At 63.0% G+C, this 13320-nt stretch carries 13 protein-coding genes; 3 read left to right on the forward strand and 10 right to left on the reverse strand.

The window, feature by feature from the left end:
- Window position 1 precedes the first annotated feature (1 nt).
- Genes ACSKT0_RS21550 through ACSKT0_RS21560 form a run of 3 tightly spaced genes read right to left on the reverse strand, consistent with a single transcriptional unit; the run spans window position 2 to window position 3748 of the window.
- The gene (locus tag ACSKT0_RS21550; protein WP_437771547.1) at window positions 2-1414 is read right to left on the reverse strand and encodes a glutamine synthetase family protein; all 1413 of its coding nucleotides are present in this window, start codon (window positions 1412-1414) and stop codon (window positions 2-4) included.
- Window positions 1411-2145, reverse strand: coding sequence for a FadR/GntR family transcriptional regulator (locus ACSKT0_RS21555; protein ID WP_236813102.1), 735 nt, complete (start codon window positions 2143-2145; stop codon window positions 1411-1413). Before ACSKT0_RS21555 ends, ACSKT0_RS21550 begins: the two co-directional genes overlap by 4 nt.
- A gap of 58 nt (window positions 2146-2203) precedes the next feature.
- Window positions 2204-3748: an amino acid permease gene (locus ACSKT0_RS21560; protein WP_437771548.1), complete on the reverse strand. Its 1545-nt coding sequence runs from the start codon at window positions 3746-3748 to the stop codon at window positions 2204-2206.
- Window positions 3749-4052: 304 nt separating this feature from the next.
- Here ACSKT0_RS21560 and ACSKT0_RS21565 point away from each other — a divergent pair, with 304 nt between their 5' ends.
- From ACSKT0_RS21565 to purM, 3 genes are all read left to right on the forward strand, one after another.
- Complete coding sequence (locus ACSKT0_RS21565) at window positions 4053-4328, forward strand: hypothetical protein (protein ID WP_437774092.1); 276 nt, start codon at window positions 4053-4055, stop codon at window positions 4326-4328.
- Between the two features lie 62 nt (window positions 4329-4390).
- Window positions 4391-6010, forward strand: a complete 1620-nt coding sequence (gene purF / locus ACSKT0_RS21570; RefSeq protein ID WP_241710136.1) for an amidophosphoribosyltransferase — start codon at window positions 4391-4393, stop codon at window positions 6008-6010.
- On the forward strand, window positions 6007-7167 hold the full coding sequence (gene purM, locus ACSKT0_RS21575) for a phosphoribosylformylglycinamidine cyclo-ligase (RefSeq protein WP_236813108.1): 1161 nt from the start codon (window positions 6007-6009) through the stop codon (window positions 7165-7167). Before purF ends, purM begins: the two co-directional genes overlap by 4 nt.
- Before the next feature lie 73 nt (window positions 7168-7240).
- Here purM and ACSKT0_RS21580 read toward each other — a convergent pair whose 3' ends face one another.
- From ACSKT0_RS21580 to ACSKT0_RS21610, 7 genes are all read right to left on the reverse strand, one after another.
- Complete coding sequence (locus tag ACSKT0_RS21580) at window positions 7241-8026, reverse strand: VOC family protein (RefSeq protein WP_437771549.1); 786 nt, start codon at window positions 8024-8026, stop codon at window positions 7241-7243.
- 120 nt (window positions 8027-8146) lie between these two features.
- Window positions 8147-9127 (reverse strand): TIGR03086 family metal-binding protein, encoded by a 981-nt coding sequence (locus ACSKT0_RS21585; RefSeq protein ID WP_437771550.1) that lies wholly within the window; start codon window positions 9125-9127, stop codon window positions 8147-8149.
- A complete protein-coding gene (locus ACSKT0_RS21590) occupies window positions 9124-9474 on the reverse strand; it encodes an ArsR/SmtB family transcription factor (protein WP_437771551.1) in 351 nt (116 codons plus the stop codon). The genes ACSKT0_RS21585 and ACSKT0_RS21590 overlap by 4 nt, the downstream gene beginning before the upstream one ends.
- A 43-nt stretch (window positions 9475-9517) precedes the next feature.
- The gene (locus tag ACSKT0_RS21595; RefSeq protein ID WP_437771552.1) at window positions 9518-10318 is read right to left on the reverse strand and encodes an amino acid ABC transporter ATP-binding protein; all 801 of its coding nucleotides are present in this window, start codon (window positions 10316-10318) and stop codon (window positions 9518-9520) included.
- Complete coding sequence (locus ACSKT0_RS21600; RefSeq protein WP_437771553.1) at window positions 10315-11256, reverse strand: amino acid ABC transporter permease; 942 nt, start codon at window positions 11254-11256, stop codon at window positions 10315-10317. The genes ACSKT0_RS21595 and ACSKT0_RS21600 overlap by 4 nt, the downstream gene beginning before the upstream one ends.
- The gene (locus ACSKT0_RS21605) at window positions 11253-12197 is read right to left on the reverse strand and encodes an ABC transporter substrate-binding protein (RefSeq protein WP_437771554.1); all 945 of its coding nucleotides are present in this window, start codon (window positions 12195-12197) and stop codon (window positions 11253-11255) included. Before ACSKT0_RS21605 ends, ACSKT0_RS21600 begins: the two co-directional genes overlap by 4 nt.
- A complete protein-coding gene (locus ACSKT0_RS21610) occupies window positions 12184-13218 on the reverse strand; it encodes a succinylglutamate desuccinylase (RefSeq protein WP_437771555.1) in 1035 nt (344 codons plus the stop codon). The genes ACSKT0_RS21605 and ACSKT0_RS21610 overlap by 14 nt, the downstream gene beginning before the upstream one ends.
- Between the last annotated feature and the right edge of the window lie 102 nt (window positions 13219-13320).

Below are 13320 nucleotides of genomic sequence, written 5' to 3' on the forward strand. Positions count from 1 at the left end.
CCTACAGCCTTTCAAACCCGCGGCGGAGCTCCCAGTCCGTGATGGCGGACTCAAAAGCTGCCAGTTCGACGTCGGCGTAGTTGACGTAGTGCCGCACCACTTCCTCACCGAAGACTTCCTTGGCGATCACGGAGCTGGCGAACAGATCCCGCGCTTCCCGCATCGTCGTCGGCACGGTGGGAGCGCCCGAGGTGTAGGCGTTGCCAAGGGTTGCCGGTTCGAGTTCGAGCTCATTTTCGATTCCGTAAAGCCCGCCGGCAAGCATGGCCGACAGCGCCAAGTACGGGTTGACGTCGCCACCGGGCAGCCGGTTTTCGAGCCGCGCACTCTGGCCATGGCCCACAAGGCGCACCGAGCAGGTGCGGTTGTCGAGGCCCCAGGCCACCGCCGTCGGGGCGAACGAGCCTTTGACGAACCGCTTGTAGGAGTTGATGTTGGGAGCGTAGAAGAGCGTGAATTCACGCATCGTGGCAAGCACTCCGGCGATGAAGTGATCGTAGGTTTTGGTGCGGGCGCCGGTGGCCTTATCCCAGAAAACCAGCTCATCGTCGAGTCCGCGAAGGGACAGGTGGATGTGGCAGGAGTTGCCCTCGCGCTCGTTGGGCTTGGCCATGAAGGTAATGGATTGGCCCATGTCATGGGCGATGTCCTTGGCCGCGGTCTTGTAGACGGAGTGGTTGTCCGCCGTGGTAACCACTTCGTCGTACTTGAAGGCGATCTCGTGTTGGCCGAAGTTGCATTCACCTTTCGCGGATTCCACCGTCATGCCGGCTGCGTACATCTCGTTCCGGATCCGGCGAAGCAGGGGTTCCACGCGACCGGATCCCAGGAGCGAGTAGTCCACGTTGTATTGGTTGGCAGGAGTGAGGTGCTTGTAGTCCAGGTCCCAGGCCTGCTCGTAGGAGTCGTTGTAGACGACAAACTCAAGCTCGGTGCCCGCAAGTGCCTTCCAGCCGCGCTCGGCCGCCTTGGCCGTCTGGCGCTTGAGCATGGCCCGGGGTGAAACAGAGACCGGAGTGCCGTCGGTCATGGACAGATCGCACTGGATCAGCGCACTTCCCTCGCGGTAGGGAAGGACACGGATGGTGTCCAAATCCATGTCGAAGAGCATGTCTCCATAGCCCTTTTCCCACGAGGAAATGTCATAGCCGTCCACAGTATTCATTTCGGTGTCCACGGCGAGGAGGTAGTTGCAGCCTTCCGTGCCGTGCTCCAGGACGGAATCAAGGAAGAATTGCGCGTGAAGGAGCTTGCCCTGAAGCCTGCCCTGCATGTCGGTGAAGCCGAGAATCACCGTGTCTATGGCGCCCTCACCAATCCGTGCCTTGAGTTGCTCAACGGTGAGCATACGGTCATTGCGAGGGTGAACGGTGGTATCCACGGTGTTCGAAATGTCGTTCATGATGCTGCTCATTTCAGTAGTCCCTTGAGTAGTGCGGCAGTGGACTCGCAGTGCAATTCCATGACGCTTCGGGCCGCTGCAGGCTCGCCGTCGAGGATGGCCTGCACTATCAATCGATGTTCCTGGTTTGAATGTTCGATATTCCGCTGCAGAAAGGGGATTTCCGCCAGGAATTCGTGGATCTTTGTCTGGATGGTGGTACTGGCTTTGTTGAGTTCGGACGATCCCGCGACAGCGGAGAACGCCAGGTGAAGGCGGGCGTCCGCTTGCCTGTATTCCACCGGTGAACCCGCGTTTTCGACCTCGGCCAACGAATCAGTCAGAAGCCGGCGCTGATCCTCGCTGAGCCGCATCGAGGCCGCCCGCTGGCAGGCCCCTGGTTCAATCACCGAACGGAAGATGAGGATGTCGCTGATTTCCTCCTGCCGATCCTTGTTGCCGAGACGCTCAGGCGGCCGCGCGTTGCCGACCGGTTCCACGATGGTTCCGCCGCCCCTCCCCCGGACGGTCGTGACGAAACCGGCTGCGCGCAGCGCGCTGATCGCTTCCCGCAACGTCGCCCGGGAGACCTGCATACGCTCGGCCAAGTCGCGCTCGGGCGGGAGTCGCTCACCGGTCTTGAAGATCCCCAACTGAATTGCCGATCCCAAGTGCTCGACACACGACTCGAAGGCCATATGTCCACGCGCGGGGAGCAAGACCGTCTCCAGTAGGGGGGATTCAATCGGTTCAACGAGGAACATGGCGACCTTCCTGGCTGGGAGGCCGCCGGCGAAGAACCGCCGGCGGCCCATGGTTGTGCTAGTTGAGCAGCTTATCCGCGTCGATCGTCAGATGCTCCTGTTCGGCACTCGTCATGAACGTCCGCCGCCCCGTGGTGTACCAAAGCACGGTGGCGAGAAGGAAGACGACCACGACGGCGATAGGCGCGTAGTTGAAGGTGTCGATGGTGATGTCTGCGACGGGCGGAAGGACGAAGAGGATCACAATGACGGCGACCCACACAATCGCTATCCAGTTGATGATGGGACTCCATTTCCCGAGGTGCCACGGGCCCGGTACGAAGTTCTTGTTGAGCCTGCGGAGCAACACCGGGGTGATATACGCGATGTAGAGACCAATGACGGCGACGCTCGTCACGGCAAAATACGCGGTTGTGTTGAACAGGGCGGGTGAGGCGAGCACAATCGCGCAGCCAACGCAGAGCCAGATGGAATTTGTGGGGGTGCCGCTCCGGGCGTTGACTCTTGCCCAGATGCGGGAGCCCGGAAGTGCATTGTCGCGGGAGAAAGCGTAAGTCATGCGTGAGTTGGCGGTCACTGACGCCATACCGCAGAAGAACTGTGCGCCCACCACGATGGCGAGCAGGAATTTCGCTACGCCAGGATTGCCGAGTGCATCCAGGAAAATTTGTGCCGGAGGCAAACCGGTTGGCGTGGCACCAAGGGTGGTCAGGCCGTCCTCTGAGCCGTCCGGGATCGCCGCGACGAGCGAGTAGAGCAGAATCCAGCCACCAATGATGGAGATGACCACGCTCATGACAATCCCCTTCGGGGCCGCGATGGCTGCGTTCTTGGTCTCTTCGGCAACGTGGGCCGAAGCATCGTAGCCGGTGTAGGTGTACTGCGACATGAGCAGGCCCATGAGGAAGACATACGGCCCGAAAGTGAAGCCGGTTTCGTTGTGCCACGCCGTCATTGTCCAGTCGAAGGACTGGTGGCTCGTGGGCATGATCCACAGCGCCGCCACGATAATCGCGACGCCCACAATGTGCCACCAGGCGGAGACATTGGACAGGAAGCTCACAATCTTGACGCCGAAACTGTTGAGTAGGGCGTGGATGATCATCAAGACGACGAACAGCGCGAACGTAGCGCCTGCGGTGGGCTCGACGCCGAAAGTCAGCGCCGCGAAAGCCATCATTGTTGTGGCGCAGCCAAAGTCGATTGCCGCGGTGACAGCCACCTCACCAAGGAAGTTGAACCAGCCGACATACCACGCCCAGGCCCGCTTATTGCGTTTGGCGAGCCTGCCGGCCCAGAAATAGAGGCCACCGGCCGTCGGGTATCGCGAACAAACCTCGGCCATGGAAAGAGCCACGCACAGGACCAGGAGGCCAACGATGGGCCAACCAACGTTGATGGCTGCCGGACCGCCGGACTTGAGCGCAATGCTGAAGGAGGTGATGCAGCCAGCCAAGATCGAAATGATGGAAAACGAGACTGCGAAGTTGGAGAAGCCGGACATGCCGCGATGTAGCTCTTGCTTGTAGCCAAGCTCGGCGAGGGCCGCAGCATCTGCGTCTTGCACAGCCTGCACCTTCGCTGCCGTAGAACGATCACTCATGATTATTCTCTTTCTAAACGGAAGGGGGGAACGGGCCGACACCGCTCGCATCGATAGTGACCCACTTCACATCAATCTGTCAATGGTCTGACTTCAGACCACAAACCAACCTCCTCGAAACGGTAGGCTGGAAGGCATGGTTTCTGAGGACTCGAACGTCGACGGCACGTCGCAAAGCGGCACGTCGCAAAGCGGCACGTCGCAAAGCGGCACGTCGCAAAGCGGCACGTCGCAAAGCGGCACGTCACACAACAGCACGGCACACAACGCCGCGGCCCCCAACGGCACCCCGGAACGCCGGGGGATCACGGTCCGCCGTGCGCCGAAGTTCGTTCCCTTCATGGGACTGGGCGCGGTGCTCGGCATCGTCGTTGCCGCGTTCGTTGCCTACGGGATCCCCGGCGACGAGAGTTTCGACACCGGGGCGGTCTTCGGGTTCTTCCTTGTGTCCTTTGCCGCTGGCGGCGTGCTTCTGGGTGCCATCGCGGCCCTCGTCCTCGACCAGGTCAGCGTGCGGCGCTCCCGGCGTGCCGTCGTCGAATCCGTACACGGCCCCACACAGGACGACGCCGAGGCATAGGATCCCGGTCACAAAGTCGCGTGAGGGAAAGTACCACGCCAACATCATGCGACAATTGACCAGTGGCACGTGGCGACGGAAAACTTTCTCATGATCTTCTCCCCGACGAAAAAGGACCTCAGGACGCTTGTGGCGTCTTCGGGGTCTGGGCGCCGGGCGAAGAAGTAGCAAAACTCACCTATTACGGGCTGTATGCGTTGCAGCACCGCGGACAAGAATCGGCTGGTATTGCTACCAGTGACGGCAAGCGCATCAATGTCTACAAGGACATGGGCCTCGTGTCCCAGGTCTTCGACGAGACAACCCTGAACACCCTCACCGGGCACCTTGCCGTCGGCCACTGCCGCTACTCCACCACCGGAGCAAGCCACTGGGCCAACGCACAGCCCACCCTGGGCGCAACCGCCACCGGCACCGTTGCCCTCGCGCACAACGGCAACCTGACCAACACTGCTGAGCTCCGGGAAATGATCCTCGAGCTCAACGGCGGCCAGTTGACCGGAGAAATGAAGCAGGGCAACACCTCGGACACTGCCCTGGTCACCGCCCTCCTCGAAGGCGAAGAGGGCAAGACCCTCGAACAGACCGCACTTGAGCTGCTTCCCAAGATCCGGGGCGGCTTCTGCTTCGTGTTCATGGACGAAGGCACGCTCTACGCCGCCCGCGATACCTTCGGCATCCGCCCCTTGTGCCTGGGCCGCCTCGAGCGCGGCTGGGTTGTCGCCTCGGAGCAGTCCGCCCTGGCAACCGTCGGTGCGAGCTTCATCCGCGAGATCGAGCCCGGCGAATTCATCGCCATTGACGAGAACGGCGTCCGTTCCCAGCGTTTCGCGGAAGCGACGCCGGCCGGTTGCGTTTTCGAATACGTTTACCTCGCGCGCCCCGACGCTTCGATTGCCGGACGCTCCGTGTACGAGTCCCGCGTGGAAATGGGCCGCCAGTTGGCCCGCGAAAACACCCAGGTAGCGGACATCGTCATTCCGGTCCCCGAATCCGGAACTCCGGCCGCGGTCGGCTACGCCGAGGAATCCGGCATCCCGTTCGCGCACGGCTTCGTCAAGAACTCCTACGTGGGACGCACGTTCATCCAGCCCTCGCAGACCCTGCGCCAGCTCGGAATCCGGCTCAAGCTCAACGCCCTCGAATCCGTGATCCGCGGCAAGCGCGTGGTGGTGGTCGACGACTCGATCGTGCGTGGCAACACCCAGCGCGCCATCGTCCGGATGCTCCGCGAGGCCGGCGCCGCAGCCGTCCACATCAAGATCTCCTCCCCGCCCGTCCAGTGGCCCTGCTTCTACGGAATCGACTTCGCGTCCCGCGCTGAGCTGATCGCCAATGGCGCCACCATCGAGGAAATCTCCCAGGCCATCGGTGCGGATTCGCTGGCCTACATTTCCGAAGACGGCATGATCGGCGCCACCCAGCAGCCGCGCGAACGCCTCTGCACGGCCTGCTTCACCGGCCAGTACCCCATCGCACTTCCGGGTTCGGACAAACTGGGCAAGAACCTCCTGGAACGCACGGACCTCGGCGGGCTGCCGACGTCGGGCATCTCCGCCGAAGCCGTAACCGCGGACTCGGACGACCCGGCCAACAAGCCCGGCGCCACCGGCTGCGATCCCGGACCCGACGCCGAGTTTGAGAACCTGCTGACCGACGCCGATAAGAAAGAGTCTGTATGACCTCCGCATCCTCCGCCGCTGAGAACACAACCGGCATCACCTACGCGTCCGCCGGCGTCGACGTCGAAGCGGGCGACCGCGCCGTCGAACTGATGAAGGACGCCGTCAAGGCGACCCATAACAGCTCCGTGCTCGGCGGCGTCGGCGGTTTCGCCGGCCTGTACGACGTCTCGAAGCTGCTCACGTACAAGAGGCCGCTCCTGGCCACGTCCACTGACGGCGTCGGCACCAAGGTAGCCATCGCCCAGGCCATGGACATCCACGACACCATCGGCTTCGACTTGGTCGGCATGGTGGTGGACGACATCGTGGTGGTCGGTGCAGAGCCCCTCTTCATGACGGACTACATCGCGTGCGGCAAGGTTGTCCCCGAGCGCATCGCCGACATCGTCCGCGGCATCGCGGCCGCTTGTTCGGTGGCGGGCACTGCCCTGGTGGGTGGCGAAACCGCTGAGCACCCGGGCCTGCTGGGTGAGCACGAGTACGACGTCGCCGGTGCAGCTACCGGTGTTGTCGAAGCCGACGCCCTGCTTGGCCCGGACCGCGTCCGCGCCGGCGACGTCGTAATCGGCATGGCCTCCTCGGGCCTCCACTCCAACGGCTATTCCTTGGTTCGCCGCGTGATCAACCACGCCGGCTGGGCCCTGGACCGCCAGGTCTCAGAACTCGGCCGCACCCTGGGCGAAGAACTGCTGGAACCCACCCGCGTCTACGCCGCCGACTGCCTGGACCTCGCCCGCGCGTTCCCGGTCAGCGGCCTGGGTACTGCGCCCGGCGCCGTGCACGGCTTCAGCCACGTCACCGGCGGCGGCCTCGCAGCCAACCTGGCCCGCGTCCTGCCGCAGGGCCTCGTGGCCACGGTTGACCGCGCCACGTGGGAACTGCCGGCCATCTTCAAGCTGGTCTCCGAGCTCGGCAATGTTCCGCTGGCCGACCTCGAGCGCACGCTCAACCTCGGCGTCGGCATGGTGGCCATCGTGTCCCCCGAAATCGCCGACGCCGCCGTGGCCCGCCTCAACGAACGCGGCCTGCCGTCGTGGGTCATGGGTACCGTGGCTGCGGACTCGGACTCGATCATCAAGAGCGGCCCGGACTACGTCCAGGGCGCCAAGGGTGTCGACGGCGGCGCCGTGCGCCTCGTGAACGCCTACGCCTAAGCGTTCTTAACGCAAAAGAGTGCCCACCCAGCTTGCCGATCCGGCAAGCTGGGTGGGCACTCTTGGTTAAGGCCTAAGAGCTTTCGCCGGCCATCACGCTGAAGGCCGCTCCGGCGGGATCGCCAAGGACTGCCATGCGTCCGACACCAGGGACGTCGAAGGCAGGCGCGAAGACCTGGGCCCCGAGTTCCACGGCCTTCGCCACGGATTCGTTCACGTCGGCAACATTGAAGTAGGTCATCCAGAAGGGCGGCATACCCTCCATGGGCTGCTTCATGGCGCCGGCCACGGACTTCCCGTCCACCACGAACTGGGTGTATTCCTGCAGGTCGCCGGCCGCGGCCGTCTCGCTGGAGCATCCCGTTACGGATTCGTAGAAGGCCACGGCCTTGGGAACATCGTTTGTCTGCAGCTCGCTCCAGACCACCGTGCCCGGCTCGTTGACCAACCCGGCCCCGTGGTGGCTTCCGGCTTCCCAGAAACCAATCTGCGCACCCGTTGGATCGGCGGCGAAGAACATCCGGCCGCTTCCGTTGGGGACGCTGTCCGGCGGGAAGAGGATGTTACCGCCGGCCGCCGTCGCGCGCCCAGCAGCCTCGTCGACCGAATCGACGGCAAGGTAGTTGGCCCAGTAGGAGGGTGCACCGGCCGCAGCCATGTCCGGCATCTGCTGCATCATGCCCGCAACGTAGCGGTCCTGCAGCTTGGCCATATAGTACGTCATGCCGTTACCGGCATCCATCGCGTCCAGTTCCCAGCCGAACAGATCACCGTAGAAGGCCCTGGAAGCCTCGATGTCCGACGACGACAGGTCCACCCAACACGGAGTTCCCTGCTTGTAGCTATCAACCTGCGGCATTGCTATCCCTTCGTTGATTAGCCGGCTTACGCCAGCGGATACCACGTTCAAAGTAGTACGGGGGTCCGACACTGACAACAGCCAGCGCGGACGGACCCCGGAAGAGCGGCGTCGGAACCCTTATGCGTGAACAGTCCGGCCCGTGAAAGCGACTAGGCGCTCCAGGCTGGATGCCGTCTCTGCGACTTGCTGGGCCGGAGCGAAGCTGCCGCTCGCGCGGACCTGCTCGCTGATGGTGTTCTGCGCGAGGACCTCGACGTAGTCGGTGAGCTCATCCGCAACCGACACTTCGAGGCCCAGGGCCTTGGAGAAGTCCCAAGCGTGGACGAGGAACTCGAGATTGAGGATCGAGGCGACCATCGTCGCCGGCAATTCGGCGAAGCCCATGTCGATGGTGCCTTCGAGGCCGCGGCGGTAGAGAGCCTCCAGAGTGGGCTGGGCGAGGTCGGCGATGCGCACCTCAGGCGACTTTCCGGCGTCGTCGGCTACTTCGGCGCCCAGGGCCTTGGCGATGTTGGCAATTGAGCCGGCAAGGTGGTCAAGCAACTGGGACACGTTGAAATCGGCGCACGGAGTCTGGGTCTGCGCGTCGGCCTCGGTCACGTGCGCCAGTACGCGCTGCACGATGGCGAGCGTGGCGTCCGCGGAGGTGAGCTCGTTGAGGTCGGCAGGTGCAGCTGCCCATTCGTCGGCACCTGCGTCGCCCGTGGAGGCCTCGGCGAGGAGACGGTCGAGGTAGTGGTTCCAGCCCTCGGAGTGGCCTGCAAGGGCTTCGGCCGTCGGCAGTCCCTCGTGCACCAGACGTACTGTGGTCCCGCCGTCGGCCGGCTCAAGGGTGATGGCTACGGTGGAGACGTTGTCCGCCGGGGCCTCGGGCTGCTCCCAGGCCCAGGTGAAGACGACGCGCTTGCCGGGCTCGATTTCGGTGAAGGTTCCGGCAGCGTGGTGACCCGGGGTGATGGTCCAGCGGTATTCGCCGCCCACCTTCAGGTCGACGCGGGCGGCAACGGTCTGCCAGCGGCGGAGGCGTGCGGGCTGCGTAATGAGTTCGAACGCCTGGTCGACGTTGAGGGGAAGAAGAACGGTCTTGTCGTAAATCATGGTGATTCCTCTGTTGTTTGAAGGCGGTCGGTGGTGAAGTTTTGTGCGTCAGCGAGGAGCATGTCCAGCTCCGCGGTCCAGAACTGCTCAAAAAGCATCCGGAGTTCTCTCATGCCATCGTTATCCAAGCGGTAGTAGCGGTTGCGTCCCTCTTTGCGGGCCGCAACGAGGCCTACCTGCTCCAGCAGCAACAAATGCTGCGAGACGGCGGATCTGCTCACCGTGAATTCGCCAGCCAGCTCCGTCACGGTGCGCTCGCCCGCCGCAAGCAGGTGCAACAGGCGCCGCCTGTTCGGCTCCGCGGCAACTTCCAGTGGGTCGAGCATGTTTAATACGTTAGTCGCCACTAACGCATTCTGTCAATCACTTCCGAGAGCGCACTATCAACGACTACAGAACCGCGGACAAAAACGCCCGGGTCCGTTCATGCCGGGGGTTGCCAATGACCTCTTCGGCGGGACCTTCCTCAATGATCCGGCCACCGTGCATGAACACCACTCGATCCGCCACGTCGCGGGCGAAGCCCATTTCATGCGTCACGACAATCATGGTCATTCCCGTCCGGGCCAGGTCCTTCATCACCCTGAGGACTTCGCCCACCAGTTCCGGGTCCAGCGCCGACGTCGGCTCGTCAAACAGCATCAGCTTCGGCTGCATGCACAGCGCCCGGGCGATCGCCACCCGCTGTTGCTGCCCGCCCGACAGGTGCCGCGGATACGCATCCGCCTTCTCCGAAAGGCCTACCTTCTCCAACAAATCCAATGCCCGACGGCGGACATCCGCCTTGCGCTGCTTGAGCACCCTGAGCGGGGCTTCCATCAGGTTCTCCAGCACAGTCATGTGCGGGAAAAGGTTGAAGTGCTGGAAGACCATCCCGATATCGGTGCGGTCGGCGCAGATTTCGTTGTGGGACTGCTCGTGGAGCTTGTCCCCCTTGATCCGGTAGCCCACGGCCCTGTCTCCAACCCACAGCAGGCCGCCGTCGATCTTCTCGAGGTGGTTCACGCACCGCAGGAAGGTACTCTTCCCTGAGCCGGAGGCACCGATCAAGCAGACCACTTCGCCGCTTTGGACGTGGAGATCGATTCCCTTGAGGACCTCGTTGTCGCCGAAACTCTTGCGCACGCCTTCCGCGCGCACCAGCGGAAGCGCCTCCGGCGCCTTCCCGCTTTCCGTTGTGTCGATGGTCATGACTTGCCGCCCTTTCCTGTGCCTTGCGTGGAGTGAACCCTGAAGAATTTCCGCAACCGCTCGGCGGCGGTCGGCGGGACCGAACGGGACGTTCCCCGCGCGAAGTGCCGTTCCACGTAGCCTTGGCCTACCGTGAACACCGTGGTGACAACGATGTACCAGATGCTGGCCACCAAGAGCAGAGGGACAACCTGCAGGTTCTTCGAGTAGATGATCTGGGCGGAGTACAGGAGCTCAGGGACAGCCAGGACGCTGACCAACGAGGTCATCTTGAGCATGCCGATGAACTCGTTGCCCGTGGGCGGAATGATGACGCGCATGGCTTGCGGCAGGATCACCCTGGTGAGGGTCTGGATGCGGGACATGCCGAGGGCACCCGCAGCCTCGCCTTGGCCTTGGTCGATGGACTGGATGCCTGCCCGGACAATCTCCGACATGTAGGCAGCCTCGTTGAGGCCCAGGCCAAGGATCGCCGCGGCGAGGGGTGTGATGATCTGGTTGGCGTCCAGGCTGACGCCCGGGATGCCAAAGGTGATCTCCGGATACAGCGCCGACAAGTTGAACCAGAACAACAGCTGGACCAGGACCGGGGTGCCACGGAAGATCGTCACGTAGGCACTTGCCGAGGCCTTGACCACGGGGTTTGCCGAAAGCTGCATGACCGCAAGCACCACGCCAAGCCCCACCCCGGCAGCCATGCAGACAACCGTCAGGAACAGGGTGATGCCGATCCCGTTGACGATGGCGACGTCGCGGAAATACAGGGCCACCTTGTCCCAGCCGAAACGGGGATTGCTCACCGCGGAAAAAAGCAACAGGATCACGACGGCGGCTACCGCAGTACCAGCCACCCATCGCCAAGGGTGCCTGCCTGGGACCACGGTGAACTGTCCGCTGTCCCTTGTTCCCATCTTGGGGACGGTGATCACGCCGCTCATTTCGCACCACTCGCGTCCACTGCATCCGCGCTGATGGTCACCGAGTCCGGGATTCCGTACTTCGCATTGATCGCCTTGTACGTGTCGCCCGCAACCAACGCCTTGACGGCCGCGACGATCGCCTTCGTCAGTGGCGAACCCTTGGGCATGGCGATACCCACCGGCGTCGGTTCAAAGTCCTGGTTGCCGGCGAGCTCGAAAGCACCGCCGGAAAGCTTGCTCGCATAGCCCATGCCGACAAGTCCCGAGAGGACGCTGTCCACGCGACCGGAGATAAGGGCCAGGTTGGCTTCGTCCTGGGAGGGAAACAGCTGGATGTCAATCGGTGCCTTGCCGGCGTCGACGCACTGCTTTGAAAACGCCGGAAGGGTCTCGATCCCCTGCGTGGTTCCCTTCTCGCCACCCACCTTGGTGCCGCACAGCTTCATCGCGTCGAGGGCGAGCTTCTTGGGATTTCCCGCCTTGACGGCAAGGCCTGAGCCGCTGCTTTGGTAGGAGGCGAAATCGGCATTCATCTTGCGCTCGGCCGTGACGTTGAAGCCCGAAATGCCGACGTCGTACTTGTTCGAGCTCACGCCCGGGAGGATGGTGTCGAACGTCGCGGGGACCATCTTGACTTCGAGCCCCAGCGTCTCGCCGACGGCTTTCGCAAAGTCTGCGTCCCAGCCGACAACCGTCTTGCTGTCAGCAGCGTAGAACTCATACGGCGCGAAGGTGGGGTCGGTGCCAACCATCAGGATCCCTTTGGCCTTGACGTCCGGGGGCAGGAGATTCGCGGCGGACTGGTTGAAAGGCGCCGCCGGAATCGCGGCGTCTTTGCCGGGAATGGAGCTGGCCGCGGCTTCCTTGCCGGAGTCGAGTGATGCAGTGGTGCAGCCGCTGAGCCCGACGGCGGCTGCCAGCAGCAGGGCGCCTGTGGAGATGTATCTAGGACGGTTCATGATTGCCTTTCAGATAGCTTGTTCCGTGGTCAACAGCGATGTTGACCACGGTGGTACCGACATTGACGAGGGCGGGATGTCGAACGATTGCGACCACCCCGTCCATAGGCGCAAAGAAGTCTTTTGGAGGCCGCTCGAGTTCTTCCACGGAGTGGACCCGGGCCACGAGGTCGCCGGCCGTGACCTTCTGGCCAAGTTCAACCACCGGCTCGAGGATGCCCGCCATCGTGGAATGGACCGGGGACTGGGCAGTGAGTTCCATCCACTGGATCGGGGCTTCCGCGATGGACCGCCCGGCGTCCTTGAGCACGCCCCAGTGGCCAAGCAGCGAACGAAGTCCGGTCCTCGCCCTGTTGAGGATCGGCAGGGATACGGCTCCCCTGCCACCAAGTTCGGTCGAGATCATCGGCACGCCCGCCCGATCGGCAGCGCCGCTGATGGAACCCGTCTTCAACATCGGCTTAACCACCACGGAGTACGGGGCATTGAACGCGGCCACCGCCGCCATCTTCTCAGCCCACAGCTCCGGCGTCGGTCCTTGGTAGACGAACGCGGACGGAACATACTCCGAGGCGATTCCCCCGGAGTGGATGTCAATCACAAAGTCAGCCATGGGGATGAGTTCTCCGGCCACAATCGAGGCGATCTGCAGGGCTGGCCCGCCGTCGGCGCGGCCCGGGAGGGCCCGGTTCAGATTGACCCGGTCAACGTTCGAAACGCGCCTTCCTTCACGGACGGCAGCGATGTTGAGGGCAGGCAGGATGATCAATCTCCCGGTCACCTCAGCAGGGTTCAAAGTGCGGATGAGTTCCTGGAGCAGGATCTGGCCTTCATATTCGTCACCGTGCGTGCCGGCGATCAAAAGAACCGTGGGACCGTCTCCACCACTCAGGACCGCGATCGGCGAGGGGATGACAGCGGCGTCATTTTCGTTGTCCGAATGTTCGATCTCCAGGTAACCCAGCTGCTTGCCGACGGCGGCGAAATCGATCCCGGGAATGCGCGGAATGTGCAGGCTCATGGGGCATCTTTCCTCAGGGTTGGTAGAATTGGATTCACTGTATACAGTGAATCCTGTGATGTAAAGCACGTAGGATTGAACGAGTTTTGATACCAAAAAGGG

Source organism: Arthrobacter sp. KNU40 (assembly GCF_051515115.1).
Classification (GTDB): Bacteria; Actinomycetota; Actinomycetes; order Actinomycetales; family Micrococcaceae; genus Arthrobacter.

Coding starts and splice junctions, on each gene's coding strand:
- ACSKT0_RS21550 (WP_437771547.1), bottom strand. CDS start 1,414: ATGAGCAGCATCATGAACGACATTTCGAACACCGTGGATACCACCGTT.
- ACSKT0_RS21555 (WP_236813102.1), bottom strand. CDS start 2,145: ATGTTCCTCGTTGAACCGATTGAATCCCCCCTACTGGAGACGGTCTTG.
- ACSKT0_RS21560 (WP_437771548.1), bottom strand. CDS start 3,748: ATGAGTGATCGTTCTACGGCAGCGAAGGTGCAGGCTGTGCAAGACGCA.
- purM (WP_236813108.1), top strand. CDS start 6,007: ATGACCTCCGCATCCTCCGCCGCTGAGAACACAACCGGCATCACCTAC.
- ACSKT0_RS21580 (WP_437771549.1), bottom strand. CDS start 8,026: ATGCCGCAGGTTGATAGCTACAAGCAGGGAACTCCGTGTTGGGTGGAC.
- ACSKT0_RS21585 (WP_437771550.1), bottom strand. CDS start 9,127: ATGATTTACGACAAGACCGTTCTTCTTCCCCTCAACGTCGACCAGGCG.
- ACSKT0_RS21595 (WP_437771552.1), bottom strand. CDS start 10,318: ATGACCATCGACACAACGGAAAGCGGGAAGGCGCCGGAGGCGCTTCCG.
- ACSKT0_RS21600 (WP_437771553.1), bottom strand. CDS start 11,256: ATGAGCGGCGTGATCACCGTCCCCAAGATGGGAACAAGGGACAGCGGA.
- ACSKT0_RS21605 (WP_437771554.1), bottom strand. CDS start 12,197: ATGAACCGTCCTAGATACATCTCCACAGGCGCCCTGCTGCTGGCAGCC.
- ACSKT0_RS21610 (WP_437771555.1), bottom strand. CDS start 13,218: ATGAGCCTGCACATTCCGCGCATTCCCGGGATCGATTTCGCCGCCGTC.